Origin of the sequence: Chitinophaga deserti, from assembly GCF_003149455.1 — a bacterium.
Lineage (GTDB): Bacteria > Bacteroidota > Bacteroidia > Chitinophagales > Chitinophagaceae > Chitinophaga > Chitinophaga deserti.
In genome coordinates this window covers 495,876-514,823 of sequence record NZ_QFFK01000003.1, presented here as the reverse complement: position 1 = coordinate 514,823, position 18,948 = coordinate 495,876, and the positions used below count along the sequence as shown (strand labels likewise).

At 50.7% G+C, this 18,948-nt stretch carries 12 protein-coding genes and 2 tRNA genes; 7 read left to right on the top strand and 7 right to left on the bottom strand.

Annotation, left to right across the window (positions count from 1 at the left end; translation table 11 throughout):
- Nucleotides 1–4: 4 nt before the first annotated feature.
- Complete coding sequence (gene aat / locus DEV76_RS09295; protein WP_109697599.1) at nucleotides 5–652, bottom strand: leucyl/phenylalanyl-tRNA--protein transferase; 648 nt, start codon at nucleotides 650–652, stop codon at nucleotides 5–7.
- Nucleotides 653–958, bottom strand: coding sequence for an ATP-dependent Clp protease adaptor ClpS (locus DEV76_RS09290; RefSeq protein ID WP_109697598.1), 306 nt, complete (start codon nucleotides 956–958; stop codon nucleotides 653–655). It abuts the gene before it with no gap.
- Nucleotides 959–1,091: 133 nt separating this feature from the next.
- Between DEV76_RS09290 and DEV76_RS09285 the strand changes: the two genes are divergently transcribed.
- The gene (locus DEV76_RS09285; protein WP_109697597.1) at nucleotides 1,092–3,254 is read left to right on the top strand and encodes a cation:proton antiporter; all 2,163 of its coding nucleotides are present in this window, start codon (nucleotides 1,092–1,094) and stop codon (nucleotides 3,252–3,254) included.
- A 71-nt stretch (nucleotides 3,255–3,325) separates the two neighbouring features.
- Here the strand turns inward: DEV76_RS09285 and DEV76_RS09280 are convergent, their stop codons facing one another.
- The 3 genes from DEV76_RS09280 to DEV76_RS09270 form a co-directional block, all read right to left on the bottom strand.
- Nucleotides 3,326–6,364 (bottom strand): M60 family metallopeptidase, encoded by a 3,039-nt coding sequence (locus DEV76_RS09280; RefSeq protein ID WP_198651994.1) that lies wholly within the window; start codon nucleotides 6,362–6,364, stop codon nucleotides 3,326–3,328.
- A 214-nt stretch (nucleotides 6,365–6,578) separates the two neighbouring features.
- Nucleotides 6,579–6,920, bottom strand: a complete 342-nt coding sequence (locus DEV76_RS09275) for a DHCW motif cupin fold protein (protein WP_109697595.1) — start codon at nucleotides 6,918–6,920, stop codon at nucleotides 6,579–6,581.
- Between the two features lie 67 nt (nucleotides 6,921–6,987).
- Nucleotides 6,988–7,062: transfer RNA gene (locus DEV76_RS09270), tRNA-Val, on the bottom strand.
- Nucleotides 7,063–7,643: 581 nt separating this feature from the next.
- Between DEV76_RS09270 and DEV76_RS09265 the strand changes: the two genes are divergently transcribed.
- Complete coding sequence (locus DEV76_RS09265; protein WP_109697594.1) at nucleotides 7,644–8,354, top strand: HmuY family protein; 711 nt, start codon at nucleotides 7,644–7,646, stop codon at nucleotides 8,352–8,354.
- A gap of 601 nt (nucleotides 8,355–8,955) precedes the next feature.
- Here the strand turns inward: DEV76_RS09265 and DEV76_RS09260 are convergent.
- Together DEV76_RS09260 and DEV76_RS09255 are read right to left on the bottom strand one after the other, a co-directional pair.
- The gene (locus DEV76_RS09260; protein ID WP_109697593.1) at nucleotides 8,956–9,732 is read right to left on the bottom strand and encodes a hypothetical protein; all 777 of its coding nucleotides are present in this window, start codon (nucleotides 9,730–9,732) and stop codon (nucleotides 8,956–8,958) included.
- 265 nt (nucleotides 9,733–9,997) lie between these two features.
- A tRNA-Val gene (locus DEV76_RS09255) sits at nucleotides 9,998–10,072 on the bottom strand.
- Nucleotides 10,073–10,313: 241 nt separating this feature from the next.
- Between DEV76_RS09255 and DEV76_RS09250 the strand changes: the two genes are divergently transcribed.
- The 5 genes from DEV76_RS09250 to DEV76_RS09230 all read left to right on the top strand — a co-directional run bounded on the left by DEV76_RS09250 (nucleotide 10,314) and on the right by DEV76_RS09230 (nucleotide 18,930).
- Nucleotides 10,314–10,883, top strand: a complete 570-nt coding sequence (locus DEV76_RS09250) for an RNA polymerase sigma-70 factor (protein ID WP_109697592.1) — start codon at nucleotides 10,314–10,316, stop codon at nucleotides 10,881–10,883.
- A gap of 91 nt (nucleotides 10,884–10,974) precedes the next feature.
- Nucleotides 10,975–12,108 (top strand): FecR family protein, encoded by a 1,134-nt coding sequence (locus DEV76_RS09245; RefSeq protein WP_109697591.1) that lies wholly within the window; start codon nucleotides 10,975–10,977, stop codon nucleotides 12,106–12,108.
- 134 nt (nucleotides 12,109–12,242) lie between these two features.
- Nucleotides 12,243–15,722 (top strand): TonB-dependent receptor, encoded by a 3,480-nt coding sequence (locus tag DEV76_RS09240; protein WP_109697590.1) that lies wholly within the window; start codon nucleotides 12,243–12,245, stop codon nucleotides 15,720–15,722.
- A gap of 27 nt (nucleotides 15,723–15,749) precedes the next feature.
- Entirely contained in the window at nucleotides 15,750–17,243 is a 1,494-nt protein-coding gene (locus DEV76_RS09235) for a RagB/SusD family nutrient uptake outer membrane protein (RefSeq protein WP_109697731.1), read from the top strand.
- Between the two features lie 91 nt (nucleotides 17,244–17,334).
- On the top strand, nucleotides 17,335–18,930 hold the full coding sequence (locus tag DEV76_RS09230; protein ID WP_109697589.1) for a glycoside hydrolase family 16 protein: 1,596 nt from the start codon (nucleotides 17,335–17,337) through the stop codon (nucleotides 18,928–18,930).
- The last annotated feature ends 18 nt before the right edge of the window (nucleotides 18,931–18,948 follow it).

The window sequence follows — 18,948 nt, the reverse complement described above, 5'->3', positions numbered from 1 at the left end:
CAGATTAATCCAGGTTCCGCTGTACCGTGTCGAGGAAAGAGACGCGGCTGATGAACCGTGCGCCGAGCGAAGCGAGGTGAGGGGTATGTACCTGGCAGTCGATAATTGCCAGCTGGGTACGGTATTGTTGTACAAAGGTGATGAACGCAGCTTTGGAGGCATTGCTTACTGCGGCAAACATACTTTCCCCGAAGAAGCAGCGGCCTATTCTGACGCCGTATAATCCACCCACCAGTTCTGTACCCTGCCAGCATTCCACGCTCATGGCGTATCCCTGTTTGTGCAGGGTGGTATAGGCACGGAGCATATCGCGGGTGATCCAGGTACCGTCCTGTCCTTCGCGGGGTGCAGTACGGCATCGGTCTACCACGGTTTCGAAACATTCGTTGAAAGAGATGCGGAAAGTATCTTTTTTAAGGACCTGCTTCATGCTGCCGGATACTTTGATTTCATCCGGGTACAGTACAAAGCGGGGATCGGGGCTCCACCATAGGATGGGCTTACGATTGTACCAGGGGAAGATGCCGGAGCGGTAAGCGAGGAGGAGGCGTTCGGGAGTCAAATCTCCACCGATGGCAAGCAGCCCGTCCGGCTCCGACATGGATACCGGGGGGAAATACAGCTCATTTTCAGGGAGATAATAGAGGGGCATTTATGATGCTACAGTTTCTTCTATGGTGGCGCTGATGCCACGGTCGAGCAGGGCCTCGCACATGGGCTTCAGTTCGGTGAGGGAACCTTTCTTTACGGCATATTTACCGTTGTAATGAATAATAAGGGCGCATTGTTCTGCCTGTTCTTCCGTGTGCCCGCAAACTTCAACGAGCGACAGAATCACCCAGTCGAAGGTATTTACTTCATCATTCCATACTACCAGGCTGAAAGGGAATTCTTCCGCGGTTTCTACCAGCACATCCTCCGCTTCCTGAACGGATACGCCTGTTCCCGTATAATCCATGTTCGGTTCAATATTTCTGTAAAGTTACATTTTTTTGCATTGGTCCGGGAGTTTGCAGGAATGGTTGTAAATTAACAGCCATGAAACCGAGCGTGCGAGGTTACATCAACCATTGGAATGTAAAAATTAATAGATGAAAGGATTGGTTTTACTCCTGAATATGAGTTTGCCTCTGAAAGACCCGGTGCCCATTTTCAGTCTGGTTTTATTTATTATCCTGCTGGCGCCCATCATCCTGCGGAAGTTCCGCATCCCCAGCATCATCGGGCTTATTCTGGCGGGCATGGCCATTGGAGATCATGGTTTCAGGATTATTGAGCAGGGCAGCATCAAGCTGTTCGGGAATGCGGGTTTACTGTACATTATGTTCCTTGCCGGCCTGGAGCTGGATATGACGGAGTTCCGTAAGAACCGGCACCGCAGCGCTGTATTCGGCGCATTCACCTTTTTTATACCGCTGGCATTGGGGTATGTTTTGTGTACCTATGTACTGCATTTTAACCTCATGGCCACGCTCCTCATCTCCAGCATGTTCGCCACCCATACGCTGGTAGCCTACCCGCTGGCCAGCCGCCTGGGCATCAACAAGAACGAGGCCGTTACCGTAGCAGTAGGGGGCACCATTATTACAGATACCGCAGTGTTGCTGATACTGGCCATCATCACCGGTGCGCAGGAGGGAAACCTCAATACAGCATTCTGGTTACGGCTGGGCATTTCCCTCACCATATTCGCTGTGGTAGTAATGTGGGGCTTCCCCATGATAGGCCGGTGGTTTTTTAAGAAGATAAAAGACGATAAAACTTCGCACTTCATATTTGTACTGGCACTCGTTTTCCTTGCCGCTTTCCTTGCCGAGCTGGCAGGGGTGGAAGGGATCATCGGCGCCTTCCTTGCCGGGCTGGCCCTCAACCAGCTCATCCCTCATACCTCACCGCTTATGAACCGGGTGGAGTTTGTGGGCAATGCTATTTTCATTCCTTTCTTCCTCATATCGGTAGGCATGATCGTGGACCTGAAGGTGCTGCTCAAAGGCCCTGAAGCCCTCATCATCGCCGGTTCCCTTACTGCCATGGCGCTCCTGAGCAAATGGCTGGCGGCCTTCTTCACACAGCTCGTGTTCGGCTACACGCCCACCCAGCGAAACGTGATCTTCGGCCTCAGCAGTGCGCATGCCGCCGCCACCATCGCCGTAGTTTTGATAGGGTTTAATATGGGGATCATCAACGAAAATGTACTGAACGGTACCGTGGTGCTGATCCTCGTTACCTGCATGGTCAGTTCCTTTGTTACCGAAAGCGCCGGCCGTAAGCTGGCACTTGTGGAAGCCGACCGTAAACCGGAGTTCTCCGGCGGACCGGAACGCTTCCTCATCCCCATCGCCCAGCCCGAACGTATGGAGCCACTACTGGATTTTGCCATGATGGTGAAGCAGCCTGGCAACAACGCACCCGTGTATCCGCTGGTGGTAGTGCAGGACGATGAAGAGGCGCGCGAAAAGATCCACCTCAGTAATAAAACTATGGAAAAAGCATTGATCCACGCTGCTGCTTCGGAAACCAACCTGCAGGTGGTAACCCGCGTTGATCTCAATGTGACCGACGGCATCTCCCGCGCGGTGAAGGAACTGCTGATCTCCGACGTGATCCTCGCATGGAGCGAGAAGAACAGCGCTACCGACCGCATCTTCGGAAACATCTTCGGCACCACTACCGATAATGTGCTGCAAAGCGTGTGGGAAACGGTATACGTGTGTCATTTCAGCCAGCCCCTCAATACCACCAAAAAGCTGGTGCTTATTCTGCCCCGGAATGCGGAGTACGAAATAGGCTTCCTGCATTACATGGAAAAGATCGTGCTGCTGGCCAAGCAGGCAGGCGCTAAGATCACAGCCTATTGCGGGAAGAACACCCAAACTGCCATAGAGAAGTTTATCACAGAAGCTAAAGCAAGTGTGGAGATCGGTTTCAGGATATTGGAAAACCCGGAAGATTTCCTCGTTATCGCCCGCAATGTATCGTCAGACGATCTCATGGTAGTGGTACTGGCCCGCAGGGGCACACTTTCCTTCCAGCAATACCTGGAAGGGGTACCGGCAAAAATGAGCCGGCATTTCAAGGAGAACAATATTATCCTCATCTATCCCGAACAGCGGACTGCCGAAAACAGCGAGCCGGGTATGCAGGACGAAGATATTTCGCTCATGCCCATCCAGGAGCAGTTGCGCAACTTCCATAAACTGGGCCGCGCGGTAAAGAAGATATTCAAAGGCAACGGACAGAAGCCCGATGCATAATAAGAAAGGCCGTCTCAACTGAATGAGACGGCCTTTATTTTTTGATTGTTTTTTATACGTTCCGGTAACCGTTATTGTTTGATGATTTTCCTGGTGGTAGTACCGTACTTATTTACGATCTGCACGAGATACATACCAGGCGGTACTTTCGATAAATCCAGTTTAACGGTTTCGCCACCTCTTGCCTCACGGATGTTCACCACATTACCAGCCATATCCGTTACCCGCAGCTGCACGTTAGCTCTCTTTGCATCTCCATCCAGCGCTACATACACAAAAGAACCGGCAGGGTTAGGGAATACACGGACGCCTGACTGGTCTGCCGCAGCTTTTTCAGGTGTTTCAATGCTGGTGATCAGTGCATCAGCAGGGTATACCAGTTTCCGTTCGCCATTATAGCCTACTGCATAAACTGCCGTGGCAGTATCAGGATACAGCACTTTGGTGAAGGAGTTATCGTTACTGCCAGTTCCGTTGATGGCCACATCTACCAGCGTATCATTTTTATATGTTTCAAAAGCTACGGCGTGTTGCCATTGAGCGGCGGCTACAGTTACCACATTGTTGCTGTAGGTAACGCCTGTACCGGCGGTACCGGTAACGGGCTGCAGCAGTCTGAACGAATTCACGCTATTGGCAGAGAGGTAATTGATCACCGGGGAAACGGGAGCCGGGTAGTTTTTGGCTTTGATGGCATTGATAGTAGCCGTCACCTCCTGTTGGGTAATGGTAATCTGTCCGGGTGAATAGTCTTCTACCAGTTCATCTATCGGAGCCAGCAGGCCTGATTTTATGAAGAAGTCGGTAAGGTCTTCCTTCACAACATCGCAGGTGTTGATGATACAGTTTAAGATAAAGTCTTTATTGGTGAGCCCTGCTTCATTGGTGTTGCGTACTTTCTCCAGCATATCGCCCAGCCAGAAAGCCACGTCGGGTTGCGTACCTCCGGGAGCGGGTGTACCGGTGAGCCTTTGCTGTAAGGTGGGCAGGTTTTTGCTGGCGCCTGCGGCCTGATAGTATAATTCCAGCTGCCAGAAAAGCACCAGCCGTTTGAATACATCGGGGTTGGACATGATGTGCCTCTTCTTCACCCAGCTGTGCAGGATAGCGCCATTCATACGGCCGCCTGTGATATCGGGGCGCACATCGTCCGGCGAAACTGCTTCGTTCTCCAGCCTTGAGAAGCCGGGATAGGAGGTGCCCATCCTGTAATCGACCCAAACGGAATAGAGGTTATTGGTTACTTCCGTGGTGCCCGTCCACTTGAATCCGTTCCTTACCTGGTTTACGTGCCCGAATTCGTGGGCAATGCCCCAGGGCGACTCTACCACACCGGCCGCATTGGTAAGGCCATGTTCGCCCCATGTGAGGTCGAAATGCGCACCCCAGCCTCCGGCATACCATCCGCCGTTGTAGGCCGACCATGCGAACATATGATTCTTAGGCACTTTGTTGTACTTGAACAGTCCCATCAGGATGTACTCCGTTTTAACGATGGAGTCGTACACTTCGATCAGTGCCCTGCCCGATTGCGCGGAGTTCGTCAGCATGGGGGCTTTGTGATAGTTCAGGTTTACGTATTTGCCTTTAATATCGAGGGTGGGATAGATCTGGTTTGTGAGGTACTTAAACCAATCCGTATCCGTATCTGTAACCGGATTATAATACCCGTTCACACTGCCGGTGGCAATGTGGATGTTGATATTGGGCAGCGTGGTATCGTTATTATAGTAACTGATATAACCAAGCCCGTCTGCCGTGATATCGATCACATTCAGGCCTTCCGCCAGTGCGTAGCTCTGATCGGTGATAGCGGTAGCATTGCCGAAATCGGTTACCCTGAGCGAAGGTGTGATACCATTGGTGGGCCCTACGAACAGCACGGCTTTGGTGCCTGCTTTAAATGCAATGCCGGTCGGGTTTTCGAAAGGGTTGTAGGTGGAAGTTTTCAGGGAAGCGGCCAATGTATTAACATCTTTGTACACCTGGTACGACTGGTACCTGAATTTCTTATTGTACGTCTGGTTAAAGATGCATTGTGCCAGTGTTTTAAAGAACGGAACAGACATGGTATCGATCCGGGCTTGTGTAACGCCGGGCTTCAGCGCGGAGTACAGGCTGTCGAACATTGTGCTGTAAATGTTGCCGGATGCGGTATTCTTTTTAAAGAACTCCATCTCCGCACAGCTGGCGAAATTACTTTGTCCGCTCAGTACTTTAATGATAACGGATTTGATATTCACCAGCGGAGTAGTGAGCGTGATGCGGGAAGGCGTGCCGCTGAAACCGAGGTTAACGGATTTGGCCAGTACGGCAGGAGAATTGTTGGAAGTTTTATACCATACTTCCACATTCCCGAAATGCCCGTTGCCACTGCCATCCTGCCGGGGAGTATATACGATATAGTCTACCCGGTTATTCTGTTGCAGATTATAGGTCATGGTAATGGGGAAGCCGCCGCCTGCCCAAGAGGAGTGGTAGAAGGTGCTCTTGTTGTTGTCTGTTGTTTTATCGATCCCCTCGGCGGCACTGTTAGCTGCCGGGGATACGGATGCACTGGATACCGTCATCTTTGTATCCATGAGGCCGGCAAGCCCTGTGCCTGGGTTGGAGCAGTCTACCGGAATAACCGCCGGGTTAGGCGACCAGAATTTCATTTCCGCGCAGCTGGAGAAGTTACCGGTAGCCTGTGTAACAACGAAGCGTACATAGGCAGGCGTATCGGCCCCGCTGCCGGGGAGGTTGATCACCTTGATGGTGTTATCGTTTGCCCAGGTATAGTCTCCCACTTTCACGAAAGCGGTATTCGCCTTGCGTGTGTAGAGAGCTACTTTCTGCCATACGCCGTTGAGGCCGCTGGTTCTGGGAACGTATTCGATCTTGTTGATGTTGCTGACGCCATTGAAGTAAAAATCAACGGTATCGGGGATAGCGTTCAGGCTCCAGTCGGAGTGATAAGTGGTGGCAACATCGCCATCGAAACATTTGCTGAGTTCCGCTCCGGGCTGGGCTGGCCGTGGAGATGTAGCGTAGATGGGATTTACCTGGTACTGCGCAGCCGTGGTACTGCATAGTCCTATCCCTAAGAGTAGCATAGAAATATATCTCATAAATAAATGGTTAAGTGCATCTTCATACAAACTAAATCCGCTACACTGCTCAGGGGAGCAATGTGCGTGCCGGGTCACCATAACTTTATCACAGAGGGGAAACTTCCTGATTCAATAATTAGCTTATCATACTTTAGATCTCGGTTCTGCAGGGTTCTCTTCAGGAGGGTTTCTTTCCCTAATATATCACATTTTTATTAAATCTGGTAACCTGTCATTTCCCGGCAAGGAAATCGCCGTCTATGATCAGGAGGGTTACGCCGCTTTGGGTACGGGAGCGGTGGATGCTTTCGTTGTCGGAAACGATGTATGTCATGCCGGTTTGAAGGGTGTATGTTTCCCCGTTTTTCAGTTCACTGTCGAAGCTGCCCTGCAGGCAATGAACGATATGGCCTTTGGCACACCAGTGATCTGCGAGGTAACCGGGAGAGTAGGTAACGATGCGAAGGCGGAGGCCGGGGTATTGCATGGTTTGCCACTGTGCATTACCGGTTTCTCCGGGGTGCAGGGTGGGGGCGATGGTGTTCCAGTTGATGGTGGTAAATGGAATGGACATGATACAGGATATTGGGGGTGGCTAAAACGAAAAAAGTCCTGGCAAATACTGCAAGGACTTTTTTGTGTGGGAGCTGGCGGATTCGAACCGTCGACCCTCTGCTTGTAAGGCAGATGCTCTGAACCAGCTGAGCTAAGCTCCCTTTTTGTTGAACGCTTGTCGTTCGATGGGAGTGCAAATATATAGACAAATATTTCAAAAACAATCAGCTGCGCAGATATTTTTTTTAGTGATTTATGTTATAAAGTAGAAAGCCCGCTGCGGTAGCGGACTTTCTACTTTATTCCGTTTCTGATTCAGTTAAAAGCAACGCATCTTCATCATGTAATGAAGGATGAAAAATTTCTAACATCACATAAAAAGAAGCCAGTGCAAATACAGAAAACAATCATGCAAAGGGCAGTACTTCGAACAGCGATGATATCGTGATGATGATATTCAGTATCACGATGAGATGCACTGCCTTCCGGTGATTATGATGCAGGATATATACCTGCACTTTTTAAGAATTACATCGCGGCGACGATAAGCGAGAAACGAATGAACTTACATTTTTTCCGATCTGATCTGTAAGCCGGAAAGCATAAGGCAAGATGTAAATATTACGTTTACTTTCCGCAAATAATGGTGCGAATGCCAGCAACGCTTTCCGGGAATGGTTACCCTTTTTCCGGAAGTGGTAAACCCTTTGCCGGACCTTGCAGATTCAAACAGCATAGAACAATGAGAGAAATTTTTAAGTGGACTGCAGGCGTAATGGCCTCGGCAATGATTTTTGCAGCATGTTCCAAAGACGAGAAAGCGCCTGTGCAAACCGGGAATTACAACAAGCTGATTACCGTGGCTAATTTCAATGGAGATACCACTACCAGCAAGATCATGATCTATTTCAGCCTTGAAAAGGAAAAGGCCGGTTCTCCGAAAAACCTGCTGAGCGCCGATTGGGATATTTCTTTCGGAGGCAATGCCAACTCTTCCATAGCGGGTAACTTCGGTGCCAACACCGCGGAAAACACCACTGCCGGAAAGGGCGGTCCGGGTAAAGGCGGTGTGCTGATCATCGATAAACCGTTCGACCAGGTAACCCGCGTGCCCGAGGGTGCCTTGTTCAATACCACTTCCGGCGGCGCAGGCCTCGATACTGCCGGCTTCTTCGGTACCACCACCGGCTGGTGCGTATACGACTTTGCAGGTACCCTGCGTGCCACCAAAGGCATCGGGGGCAACAATGCCACTACGCAGAAGCACACCGTATGGGCACGGCCAGACCGTACCATTATCGTGCGCACTGCCAACGGATTATATGCCAAGCTGAAAGTAACCAGTATGTATAAAGATGCACCTGCAGAACCGGTAACCGCTACCGCGCGGCCCTTCTTCCACTTCCAGTATGTACTGGCAGCGCCAGGCTCAACAGACTTTACAATCAAATGAGAACCTTCCTATTAATATTCTGCTAAAACCGACGATTAACAAGTAACGTCCCGCTTCGCCGGGACGTTTTGTTTTGTGGGTAGGTTGCAGCTACAATTGTACCGTAACATTATTAACCATTTCCCTGCTGTTGGGATACTGTACCTGTAAGAAATGCTTACTGTAAGGGTACTGTATGTATATAAATAGCCCCCTGTTCGGCTACAGTAGTGGGTTTGACAGGCTTTTATATACAGTTGATATACATTAACCCTTCTTTAAACCTACAGTATACCTTGTTTACAGACAGGTTTGTGCCGGGATGAATACTGTCTTTTCAAACGATTAGAATAGGATTACAGGCAGGTATCTACGGGTCGTCTCCGTGACAACCAGGGGAGAACTGGCAATTAAGTGCGTCGATTAGGTGGACTTGATGCGGAGGCGATGCGGAAGTGATGCGGAGGCGGGGTGAAGGTGGTGGCAGGCTGAGAAAGAGAAGAACGGGCGCCTGTAGCACATGGGATTGGCTGGCGGAGGAAGGGCCTGCCGAGTAGATTTGGGTTCAAAACTGATTGATAATAAACTTCTTACAACAAAAACGCCCTGTTATGGCTATGGGCTATTCCCATTGTATGAGGGTTTGCCTGTTTTGAGCAGGTACGGTTTGCGTGGCGGGTACCCTTAAATCATGCGAAAATGGGTTTGTGTGGGGTTTTACTATGGTGGAGGGTGACTGCTGAGCCTGCTCTTCCACAACGGCTATAATATCCGCAGCTCCGAAATGCCGGTCACGGATATCAAAATCGTCTTTAAACAGCTGCAACTGTAATACCACCAGCAATGTGCCTTTACCGGGTACATTGACCCGCATATCGGCTCCTTCGAAGTGCTGGAAAGGTTCGGTCAGGTTAATTTTAAGCAGGGCTGTATCGGTTCCTGTAACGGTGCGGGTGCTGAAGTCTATACGGGTAGCAATCACCTTTAGCTCCATGCGTTCGGCATCGCCATAGCCCTGCATGTGCTGGGGAGGGATGTGCAGCCTGCCGTCTTTGGTGACTACTGCCTGTTTGCCGAAGTACTTATCCAGCCCTGTGTAGCCATTGAAGCGGAAGTTGACCAGGCCAGCGTGGTTGTTTCTGCCAGCCTCCAGGATGTAGCTGTTGAGGCGGTTTACCAGCACACGATCCGGGAAGATATTTAATTCATGAGCAATGGCATGCCGGATAAGGGCGCCTTTGCGGCTGGCGGCGCCGAATAACTTTGCAGCGCGGCGGGTGTTATCCGTTTGTCTGACGGTTTTGGGCACCGAGCGTAAACAGTGCCTGCCGTTGCGCTCGTACGAGATAATGTTGCCGAGCCGGCCTTTAAATGGAATGAGAGAATCTAAGATTGCCATAACAATGCGTTTTTTTGTTGGTGCTGAAAGTACGAAATGCACACCAGTGCTATGGCAGGGCGGATTGGAGGATGTCTAATGCCTTCAGCTTACTGGTTACCGAACAACGAAAGCCGAAGGCTGTCAGACTGAATATTTTCGAAGCGGATTGTTATGGGGGATAGAGGTTTTCGAAAACTGCCATTTCCCCGAAAAAGGAAAAGTGTTTTGACTCATACAAACGTATGGGCATAAAAAAAGCCCCGCAGTATTGCGAGGCTTTTTGTGGGAGCTGGCGGATTCGAACCGTCGACCCTCTGCTTGTAAGGCAGATGCTCTGAACCAGCTGAGCTAAGCTCCCTTTTTGTGAACGCTTTTCGTTCGTTGGGATTGCAAAGGTAGGATCTTTTTGTACAATGCCAAATTTTTTTTGAAAAAAATTGAGCGGCCGTCTTTACACCCATAGAATCCAGCCGCCGTATTGTAGTTTTTTACTAATTTGGGCTGCTGATATTTAATGTCAGAATGGCCTGTAATGCAACTACACCGGGGGCAGCCGGAATCTGTTTATTGTTATCAGAACAGGCATACCAACATACATCATGAGAGCAGTGAATATATATGACGGTGTGGAGGATAGCGCCCTGGTAGATCAATTGGGGAAGGGCGACTGGAAGGCGTTCAATGCCATTTATTCACGTTACGCCGGGCTGCTGCACAATTACGCTTTCAATATCCTCATGGATGAAGATGAATGTACCGATGTGGTGCAGGACATCTTCGTTTGGCTATGGGAAAACCGCGAAAAACTCAATATTAACCATCTCAAAGGCTACCTCCTTGCCGCAGTTAAATACAAACTCACCCGCCACATCGTTTCCAGTAAAAGGAAAGCCGATATCCTGAAAGCGGTTCCACCGCCTGCAGAACACTTTGTGGAAGAAAATATCGAGATCAAGGAACTCCGTGCCGCCATCCACGATTTTATCGGCACACTCCCCCCGCAGGCCCGGAAGATCTTCCGGATGAGCCGGGAACAATACCTCTCCAACAAAGAAATTGGCCTTGAACTGGGCCTTTCCGAAAAAACTGTCCGTAACCAGATGACCATCACCCTCAAAAAACTGAAGGTGTACCTGGGCCGCCTTTCCTTCTGGACAAACATGCTTTAAAATATTTTTTGCCACAGATTGGGACATCCGCCTTTTTGATGTCCCTTATATATCAAACACCCGGACTAAAGGGTCCTGCCAAAGAAGGATTATGATGAACCAAGATGAATTGCTCGGGGTAATGGAACGCGTTGCTGACGGTACGGCTACCGGAGATGATCTGCAGCTGTATAACGACTGGTGCAATGCCATGCAGGCCGGAAAGCAGGATGGCATACATCCATCGTTCCCGGAAAAAAGCGAAGCCATATTCCGGTCTATCGAAAGCAGGGTCCGCCACAACAGGAACATCCGCTACCGCAAATGGACGGCTGCCGCGGCATCGCTGCTGCTGCTCATCAGCATAGGGGCCGCCTTCTGGCTGAAACAACATTCGTCATCCCCCTCCAGCAATGCGGCCGGTAATATGGCAGACAGTACCATCAGGCCCGGTAGCAGCGGTGCGGTACTGGTATTAGCAGATGGGAGTGAAGTGGAGCTGGGTGCTCAGCAAAAAGGACAAATCGGGGAGCAGGACGGTTCCCGGATCAACAAAAGCTCCGACAGCGGACTGGTATATGTGTTTAACGGACAGGGCAGCGAGGCAGGCACCGTGCAGTATAATACCCTCATCACACCCAACGGCAAACAGTTCCAGGTACAATTACCGGATGGCACTAAGATCTGGATCAACGCCGGTTCATCGCTCCGGTTCCCTGTAAACTTCGATAATCAGCAAAACAGAGAGGTGCAGCTGAACGGGGAGGCTTATTTCGAAGTGGCTAAAGACGTGCATAAGCCATTTGTAGTAGTTACAAAACGCGAAAGGGTGGAAGTACTGGGCACGCATTTTAATATCGACAGCTACGATGGAATTTCCATATCCAAAACCACTCTCGTGGAAGGGGCCGTACGGGTAAACCGCCAGATGGAACTCCGCCCGGGAGAGCAGGCTGCGGTGCAGCAATCCGGGAAAATAGACCGGAAGAGCATAAATACGGCCAATGTAATTGCCTGGAAAAACGGGTACTTCTCTTTTGCCGGCGAAAGCATTCAGGAAATTATGCCACGGCTGGCGCGGTGGTATAACCTGGAAGTGGTGTATGAGGCAGGGCTGCCGGCAGATAAAATGGAGGTATCCATGTCGCGCTCAAGGAGCATAACGGAAGTGCTGGATTACCTGCAAAGCACCAAACTGATCAAATTCGAAGTAAACGGACGGCGAGTGACCGTATCGCGTTATTGAATATTCCGCTAAACAACCAAATCTGTACAATCATGACATCATCCACGACAGCAACTGCCTGATAAGCGCCGTTTAACCGGCAGGTACATCAGCTTTAATCGAACTATTACTCACTGATCATTTAGTAAAACAGTATGAAGTTAAACTATCAACCAAAGAGCCGCCATTGCGGTTCGGGGCTTGCCATGCGTGGCGGAGCCATATGGAGGAAGGTGATGCCTATCATCCTTTTCCTGAGCATTATGCACCTGAGTGTGGCCGCTGCCCGGGCACAGAAAATCACCCTTCATTTAAAGAATGTATCCTTCAAAAGCGCCCTTGAAGCCATTAAAGCGCAAAGCGGGTACGATCTGGTGCTGGTGCAGAGTCATCTCGAAGGCACCCGTCCCGTTTCGGCAGATATCGTGAACGGCAGTGTACAGCAGGCACTTGAAATGGTCACTAAAGGCCAGCCGGTAGATTTTGAGATCAAACAGAACGTCATTATCCTGCAACGCAGGGAGCCTGCCAAAACCATTCCTGCAAAGCCTGCCGCCATACCGGTAACCGGCCGCATACACGATGCTAAAGGAGGCCCGCTGCCCGGTGTTACCATCCAGGTAAAAGGGACATCCAACGGTACGCGTACCGATGAATCCGGCAACTTTAAATTGGATGCAGATCAAGGGAGCGTGCTGGTAGTGAGCTTCATCGGCTACGAAACCCGTGAGATCGTTTTTAATGGCGAGCCCACACTCGATATCACCCTGCAGGTATCTGAAAGCGCCCTGAACGAAGTGGTGGTGGTAGGGTACGGTACACAGAAACGTAAGAACGTGACCGGCTCGGTGGCTTCCGTGAAAATGAATGAAGTCAATACCGCTACCAATACCAACTTCACCCAGGCACTGGCAGGCCGTGCCGCCGGTGTAAACGTGGTGCAGACAACCGGACAGCCCGGTGCAGGCGTTTCCGTGCAGATCCGGAGCAACGCTTCCTTTGCTTCCGAAGGACCGCTGTATGTGGTAGACGGTGTGATCGTGAACGATAATGCCGGTGAACCGGAAACCAATACCCGCTACGGTGGTTCCGGTGTAAACCGCTCTCCATTGAACTTCCTTAACCCCAACGATATTGAGACCATCGACATCCTGAAAGATGCGAGCGCCACCGCCATTTACGGTGCCCGTGCTGCCGGAGGGGTGGTACTCATCACAACTAAAAAAGGGAAATCCGGCAGTCCCAGCCTGCAATACGATTTCAGCCATGCCTTTCAGCAGGCACTGCCTTACTTCGATATCCTCGATACGAAAGATTACATGGAGCAGCGTAATAAAATCCTCCGGGAGAAGTGGATGCTCGACAACAAGATCGCTCCTTATGGTAATACAGACCCTTCCACCGTTACGCCTTTCGTGCCCAAATACACACAGCAGCAGATCGATGGACAGGCGGAGCAGCCTAATGCCATTGATGCCATCATGCGCAAAGGGTTTACCCAGCAGCATAATATTTCCATGTCGGGTACTTCCAACAAAACCCGCTACTATGTTTCCGGTAACTATCTGGGTCAGGAAGGTGTGCTGAAGCATTCCGGGTATACTCGTTACTCCGGCAAGATTAGCCTGGAGCAGGGGATAGGTGAGAAGATTAAAGCAGGCGTGAATGTGATTGCCACCGGTTCCAAAGCTGAGAATGGCAACATGGGTACCGGAGTTTATGAAAACTCGGGCATGATCGGTGCAGCCTTTTACCACCCGCCCACCATTCCCTTCCAGGATGCGCAGGGCAATTACCCCATCAATCCCGATTACCAGAATACCCCCAACCCGCTCTCGTTCCTCACTATTACAGACGATACTAAAGCCAGCCGCCTCCTGACTTCAGGGTTCGCGGAATGGACAATCATCCCCGGTCTTACCGCCCGCGGTAGCCTCAGTTACGACCAGAGCACGGCCAAGCGCTCCACCTACTTCCCCCGTACCTTCCTGTACGGTGCAAGAGCCGAAGGGCAGGCAGGTATCCTTGAAAACAATGCTACTTCCAAATTGTCGGAATACACGCTCAGCTACGTGAAAGACCTGGCGGGCAACAGCCGCATCAATGCAGTAGTGGGCCATTCGTACCAGCTTACGGATAAAGACGGTTTCAATGCCGGCAACGACCACTTCCCTACAGATAACTTCCTTTATTACAACATAGGACTGGGTACGGCATTGCGCCCGACCGTAGGCTCTTATCGTAATTCCACCCGCATCTGGAAGTCGTATTTTGCCAGAGCTATTTATGAGCTCAACGGTAAATACATCTTCTCCGCCTCCGTTCGGCGCGATGGTGCATCGCACTTCGCTAAGAATAAGAAATGGGGCACCTTCCCCGGAGTGTCTGCAGCATGGATCATCTCGGAAGAAAACTTCCTGAAATCCGTACCAGTCATCAGTTTCCTCAAACTGCGCACCGGTTATGGCTCGGTAGGTAATGCCAACATCGGCAGCAGCGCCTTCACGTATTTCGAGAACAATTCTCCTTTCGTGATCGGCGGTACCAATCTGCCCGGGGTGCGCCTCGCACAGATCGCCAACCCCAATCTTACCTGGGAAACGCAAACGGAGTTTAACGCCGGTCTGGATTTCGGCTTCCTGAGCGACAGGGTGAGCGGTTCATTTGATTTCTTCAGCAGGCGCTTCACCAACCTGCTGAGTCGCGTACCGCTGGCTACCGACTTCCCTGTATCCTCCTTCGCTTCCAATGCCGGTACTACCAGGAGCACGGGCTGGGAAGTAAGTCTTCAGTCCAAGAACCTCGTGAATGCGAACGGTCTTAACTGGAACACTACCATCAACTTCTCGCATTACACCAACAGCTGGGTAGAGCGCTCTGCCGCGGCACTGAAATCGCTGCCGAAGTATGTGGACCCTAAAGGTAATTTCAACGGACAGTACGGCTATGTATCTGACGGTATTTACGACCCCGCCGGCATGAAAGCTCCTGCCTGGATGCCGGGCATCCTTCCGGGAGACGTGATCATTAAAGACCTCAATGGCTACGATGCCAGCGGTAATCTTACCGGTAAGCCCGACGGACAGCTTTCTACGGCCGATATGGTGCAGATTCATACCAACAACGATCCTACCGGTAATGGACAGCCTGTTCCCAACTTCAGCTTCGGTATTAACAACCAGTTCAGCTATAAAAACTTCGACCTGTCGGTTTACATGTACGGCCTGATCCAGAAGAAATTCAACAGCGACCTGTCTAATACCGCCGATGTATACGCTAAGCTGGGCGCCTTTGGCTGGAACGTACTGTCTGTTTCGAAAGACCGCTGGGCGTACGATAACCGCGGTGGCAGCCTGCCTACCGGCCTGAATTCAGCATACAGCGGCTTCGCAGGTAACTCCGACTTCTGGGTGGAGGATGCTACTTTCCTCCGTTGCCGCGACATCACGCTGGGCTACCGCCTGCCTGCAGGACTTCTGCAGCGGCAGAACACCATCAAAACCGCGCGTCTGTTCGTGAACGTACAGAACCCGTTCATCATCACCGGATATAAAGGCATTGATCCTGAGCTGCAGAATTTCTATGCTTACCCGATGACGAAATCATTTACCCTCGGCGCCAGTATTGGTTTTTAATCACTGTTGAAACAAAAAACTACGGACATGAAACGCAAAACGACCTATAATAAACTGCTGGTGGCGGCAATTGGCCTCCTTACGCTGTCCGCCTGCGAAAAGTCGCTCGATGAAGTGACCTACGATAAATTCGGGGAAACTTCTTTCTATAAAACTCCTGAAGATGCCAAGCTCGCCGTAACGGCGGTATATTCCAGCCTAAACCCCGACGGGTATGCTATCTGGGGAGTGGGTTATCCCAGCCTCGTAGCACAATCCAGTGCTTCTACCGATGAAATGGTATGTTCCTGGGGCTGGCCCGGATGGGAGCGGTTTAACCAGCTGAACCTGTCAGAAACTTTCCCCGGCGATGCCCTGTTTCTCTTCTACACCCGCCTTGTGCCAGCCATCACCAACGCTACCATCGCCATCGATAAGATAGGCGGGATGAACATGGCGAACGAGGCATTGAAGAAGCGGTATGTGGGAGAACTGAAGGCATTGCGTGCGCATTACGCCTCCATCCTGTATAATTACTATGGCCCTGTGCCCCTGCGGCTCAATGCTGCAGAGGCATCCAATCCTGATTCCAGGCCTATTCCCCGTCCTTCCCAGCAGGAAATGGTAGCACAGATAGAAAAGGATTTTAAAGAAGCCGTGGAAGCATTGCCGAAAGCAACCGAACTCACCGGTTCCGATTATGGACGCTTTACGAAAGACGCCGCCCTGATGGGACTCGTGAAACTCTATATGCACGAAAAAAGGTGGACTGAAGTGATCACCACCTGCCGCACCCTGATGACCATGGGGCACTCGCTGCAGGAAAATTATGCAGACATCTTTACCTATGCCAACAACGGGAATAACCAGGAAGTACTCTTTGCCGTATCTACCCGTATGGATGCAAATTCCGGTAACCTCTGGCTGGCACATGCCCTTCCCGGGAATTATGAAGACCCTACCGGCAAAGCGCTCACGCAATGGGGCGGCTACAAAATGCCATGGGCTACATACGATAAATTTGATCAGGCAGACAAGCGGCTGGAACGCCTGCTGGCTAAATGGACCCTTGCAGACGGTACCGTGTTCGATGCAAGAGCCAATAACTACATCGGCGCCATCCCCATGAAATACAGCATAGATCCGAATGCTACGGGAGAAAACCATGGTGTGAACATCATCGTATGGCGTTATGCGGATGTATTGCTCTCCCTCGCGGAAGCAATCAACGAAGTATCCGGGCCTACTGAAGAAGCATATAACCTTGTGAAAGCAGTGAGGTTAAGAGCTGATTTAGGCGGGCTCCCTGCCAACCTGTCGAAAGACCAGTTCAGGAATAAACTGATGGATGAGCGCCTGTTTGAATTCTGGTGCGAAGGCGGTATCAGGAGAGAAGATCTCATCCGCTGGGGTACTTACATTAAACGCGCTAAAGATGCCGGTTCTACTTTCGCCAAAGATGAATTCCGCTACTGGCCGCTGCCCCGCAAAGTAATAGACGAAACCAACGGAATAGTGAAGCAGAACCCGGGCTACAATTAATAGAAACGCTCCCACTGTCGTCTTTATAAAACCCGGCAATTCCCGGCCTCTGTGCCGGGAATTGTATTTTTACCATCATTAAGTGAATGCCATGACTTTTGTACGGATACTTTGTACGTTGCTGTTTTTACTGGCAGTAAATATTCACACCACTTTAGCCACCGGCCCGCAACCCGCAGAAGAATTGCGTTTGCTGGGCACACGCAGCTGGATACGGGCAGATTGGAAGCCTGTTGACGGTAAGGTTCGCCTGTATTGGTCTGCAGGCGCTAAGCGCCCGAAACTACCCAATGCTACGGTGGCAGAAGGAGCTTCGCGCTTTTATATCCGTAATGTACAGCCAGAAACTGTGTACAATATATGGCTGGAGTATTCCGATAGGAAGGGCCGCCGGAAATTCATCAAAGGCAATGCCACTACCGGGAAAGCCTGGGTACATGACTCTGCCGATGTGAAGGAACTAAGTGCTAACCCCAGTTCCCGCGCGGTGCCTGCCGGTATGGAGGTATTCTGGCAGGATGAGTTCAGCGACAGCCTGCTTAATCTGAATAAGTGGACAACCAATTACTTTTCCCAGCTCAATTATCTGGATACGGATTCGCGTAATGAAATGAAGACGGGCACGCTGCCGCAACCTGCTTATGTGCTCAATGGTTCCACTATTGATCTGTATGTGAGTGATTCGCTGCCGGTGCGGTTGTTTTCGAAGAAAGGGAACCAGAAGATTTCTTCTATCCAGACCTACGACTGGCAAACCAATGAGAACCTGCTGGATAACAGCCGTGGCGGATACTTTGAAGTGAAAGTGAAAAGAAGCAGCACCGGTAACCCCAAAGGATTGAATACCGCCTTCTGGTTCGATTCTCCCGGGCCTGATATCCGTTATTATCTCGAAGAAGGAACAGCCGTGGAAGGCATAAAAGGTATCCGCCCGAAAGGACAGGTATTTGAAATAGATGTGTTCGAATATATAAACGCACAGTTTGTGCTGCACGGGCATGTAGATAAAAACGGGAAGTTCCTGCGCAACCTCAATACGCATATCGCGGAAGGCTACATCCATCGCGATCAATGGGTAACGCACGGCATCCTCTGGACACCAGCCAGTATAAAGCACTACATCAATGGGGATCTTATCCGTGAGTATACAGACAAGAACAAGATCTACTCCCCGAACCATTTCATGAATGTATTTCTCGGAACATATGGTTCAGACGGTAATGTGAATATGGAAGTGGATTACATCCGCTACTACCAGTGGCCACTGGCTAATGGTAACGAGCTGCCCGGTACCGGATTTGAAGAAGGGGAGGGCCTGGGCCCATGGGAAGGAAGTGGCCGGATTGAAGCCGGTGCAGGTATCGGCAACAGCAAAGGGATGGTATTGCAGCCCGGCGAAAAAATCATGCAGTATGTATACCTCAGTAACAACACCCGTTACCAGTTAGCCTGTCATGTGAAGGGAGAAAGTACAGTGAAAGCAGTTGTTTCCGACGTTGCCGTAGTGAATGGGGCATTGACTGCCATCGCCACCCTTGAAGGGAAAGGCACGGCCGTTTTCAGTAAGAACAGCGGCGTGTTTACAACAGGCATTGAACCGGAAGGGCATAAGAAAACGGTTTGCTTCTTATTCGAGAACACGGGTACTACACCCATCACGCTTGATGACGTTACAGTTACCAGGTAGTTTACGGAAACAGGGAGT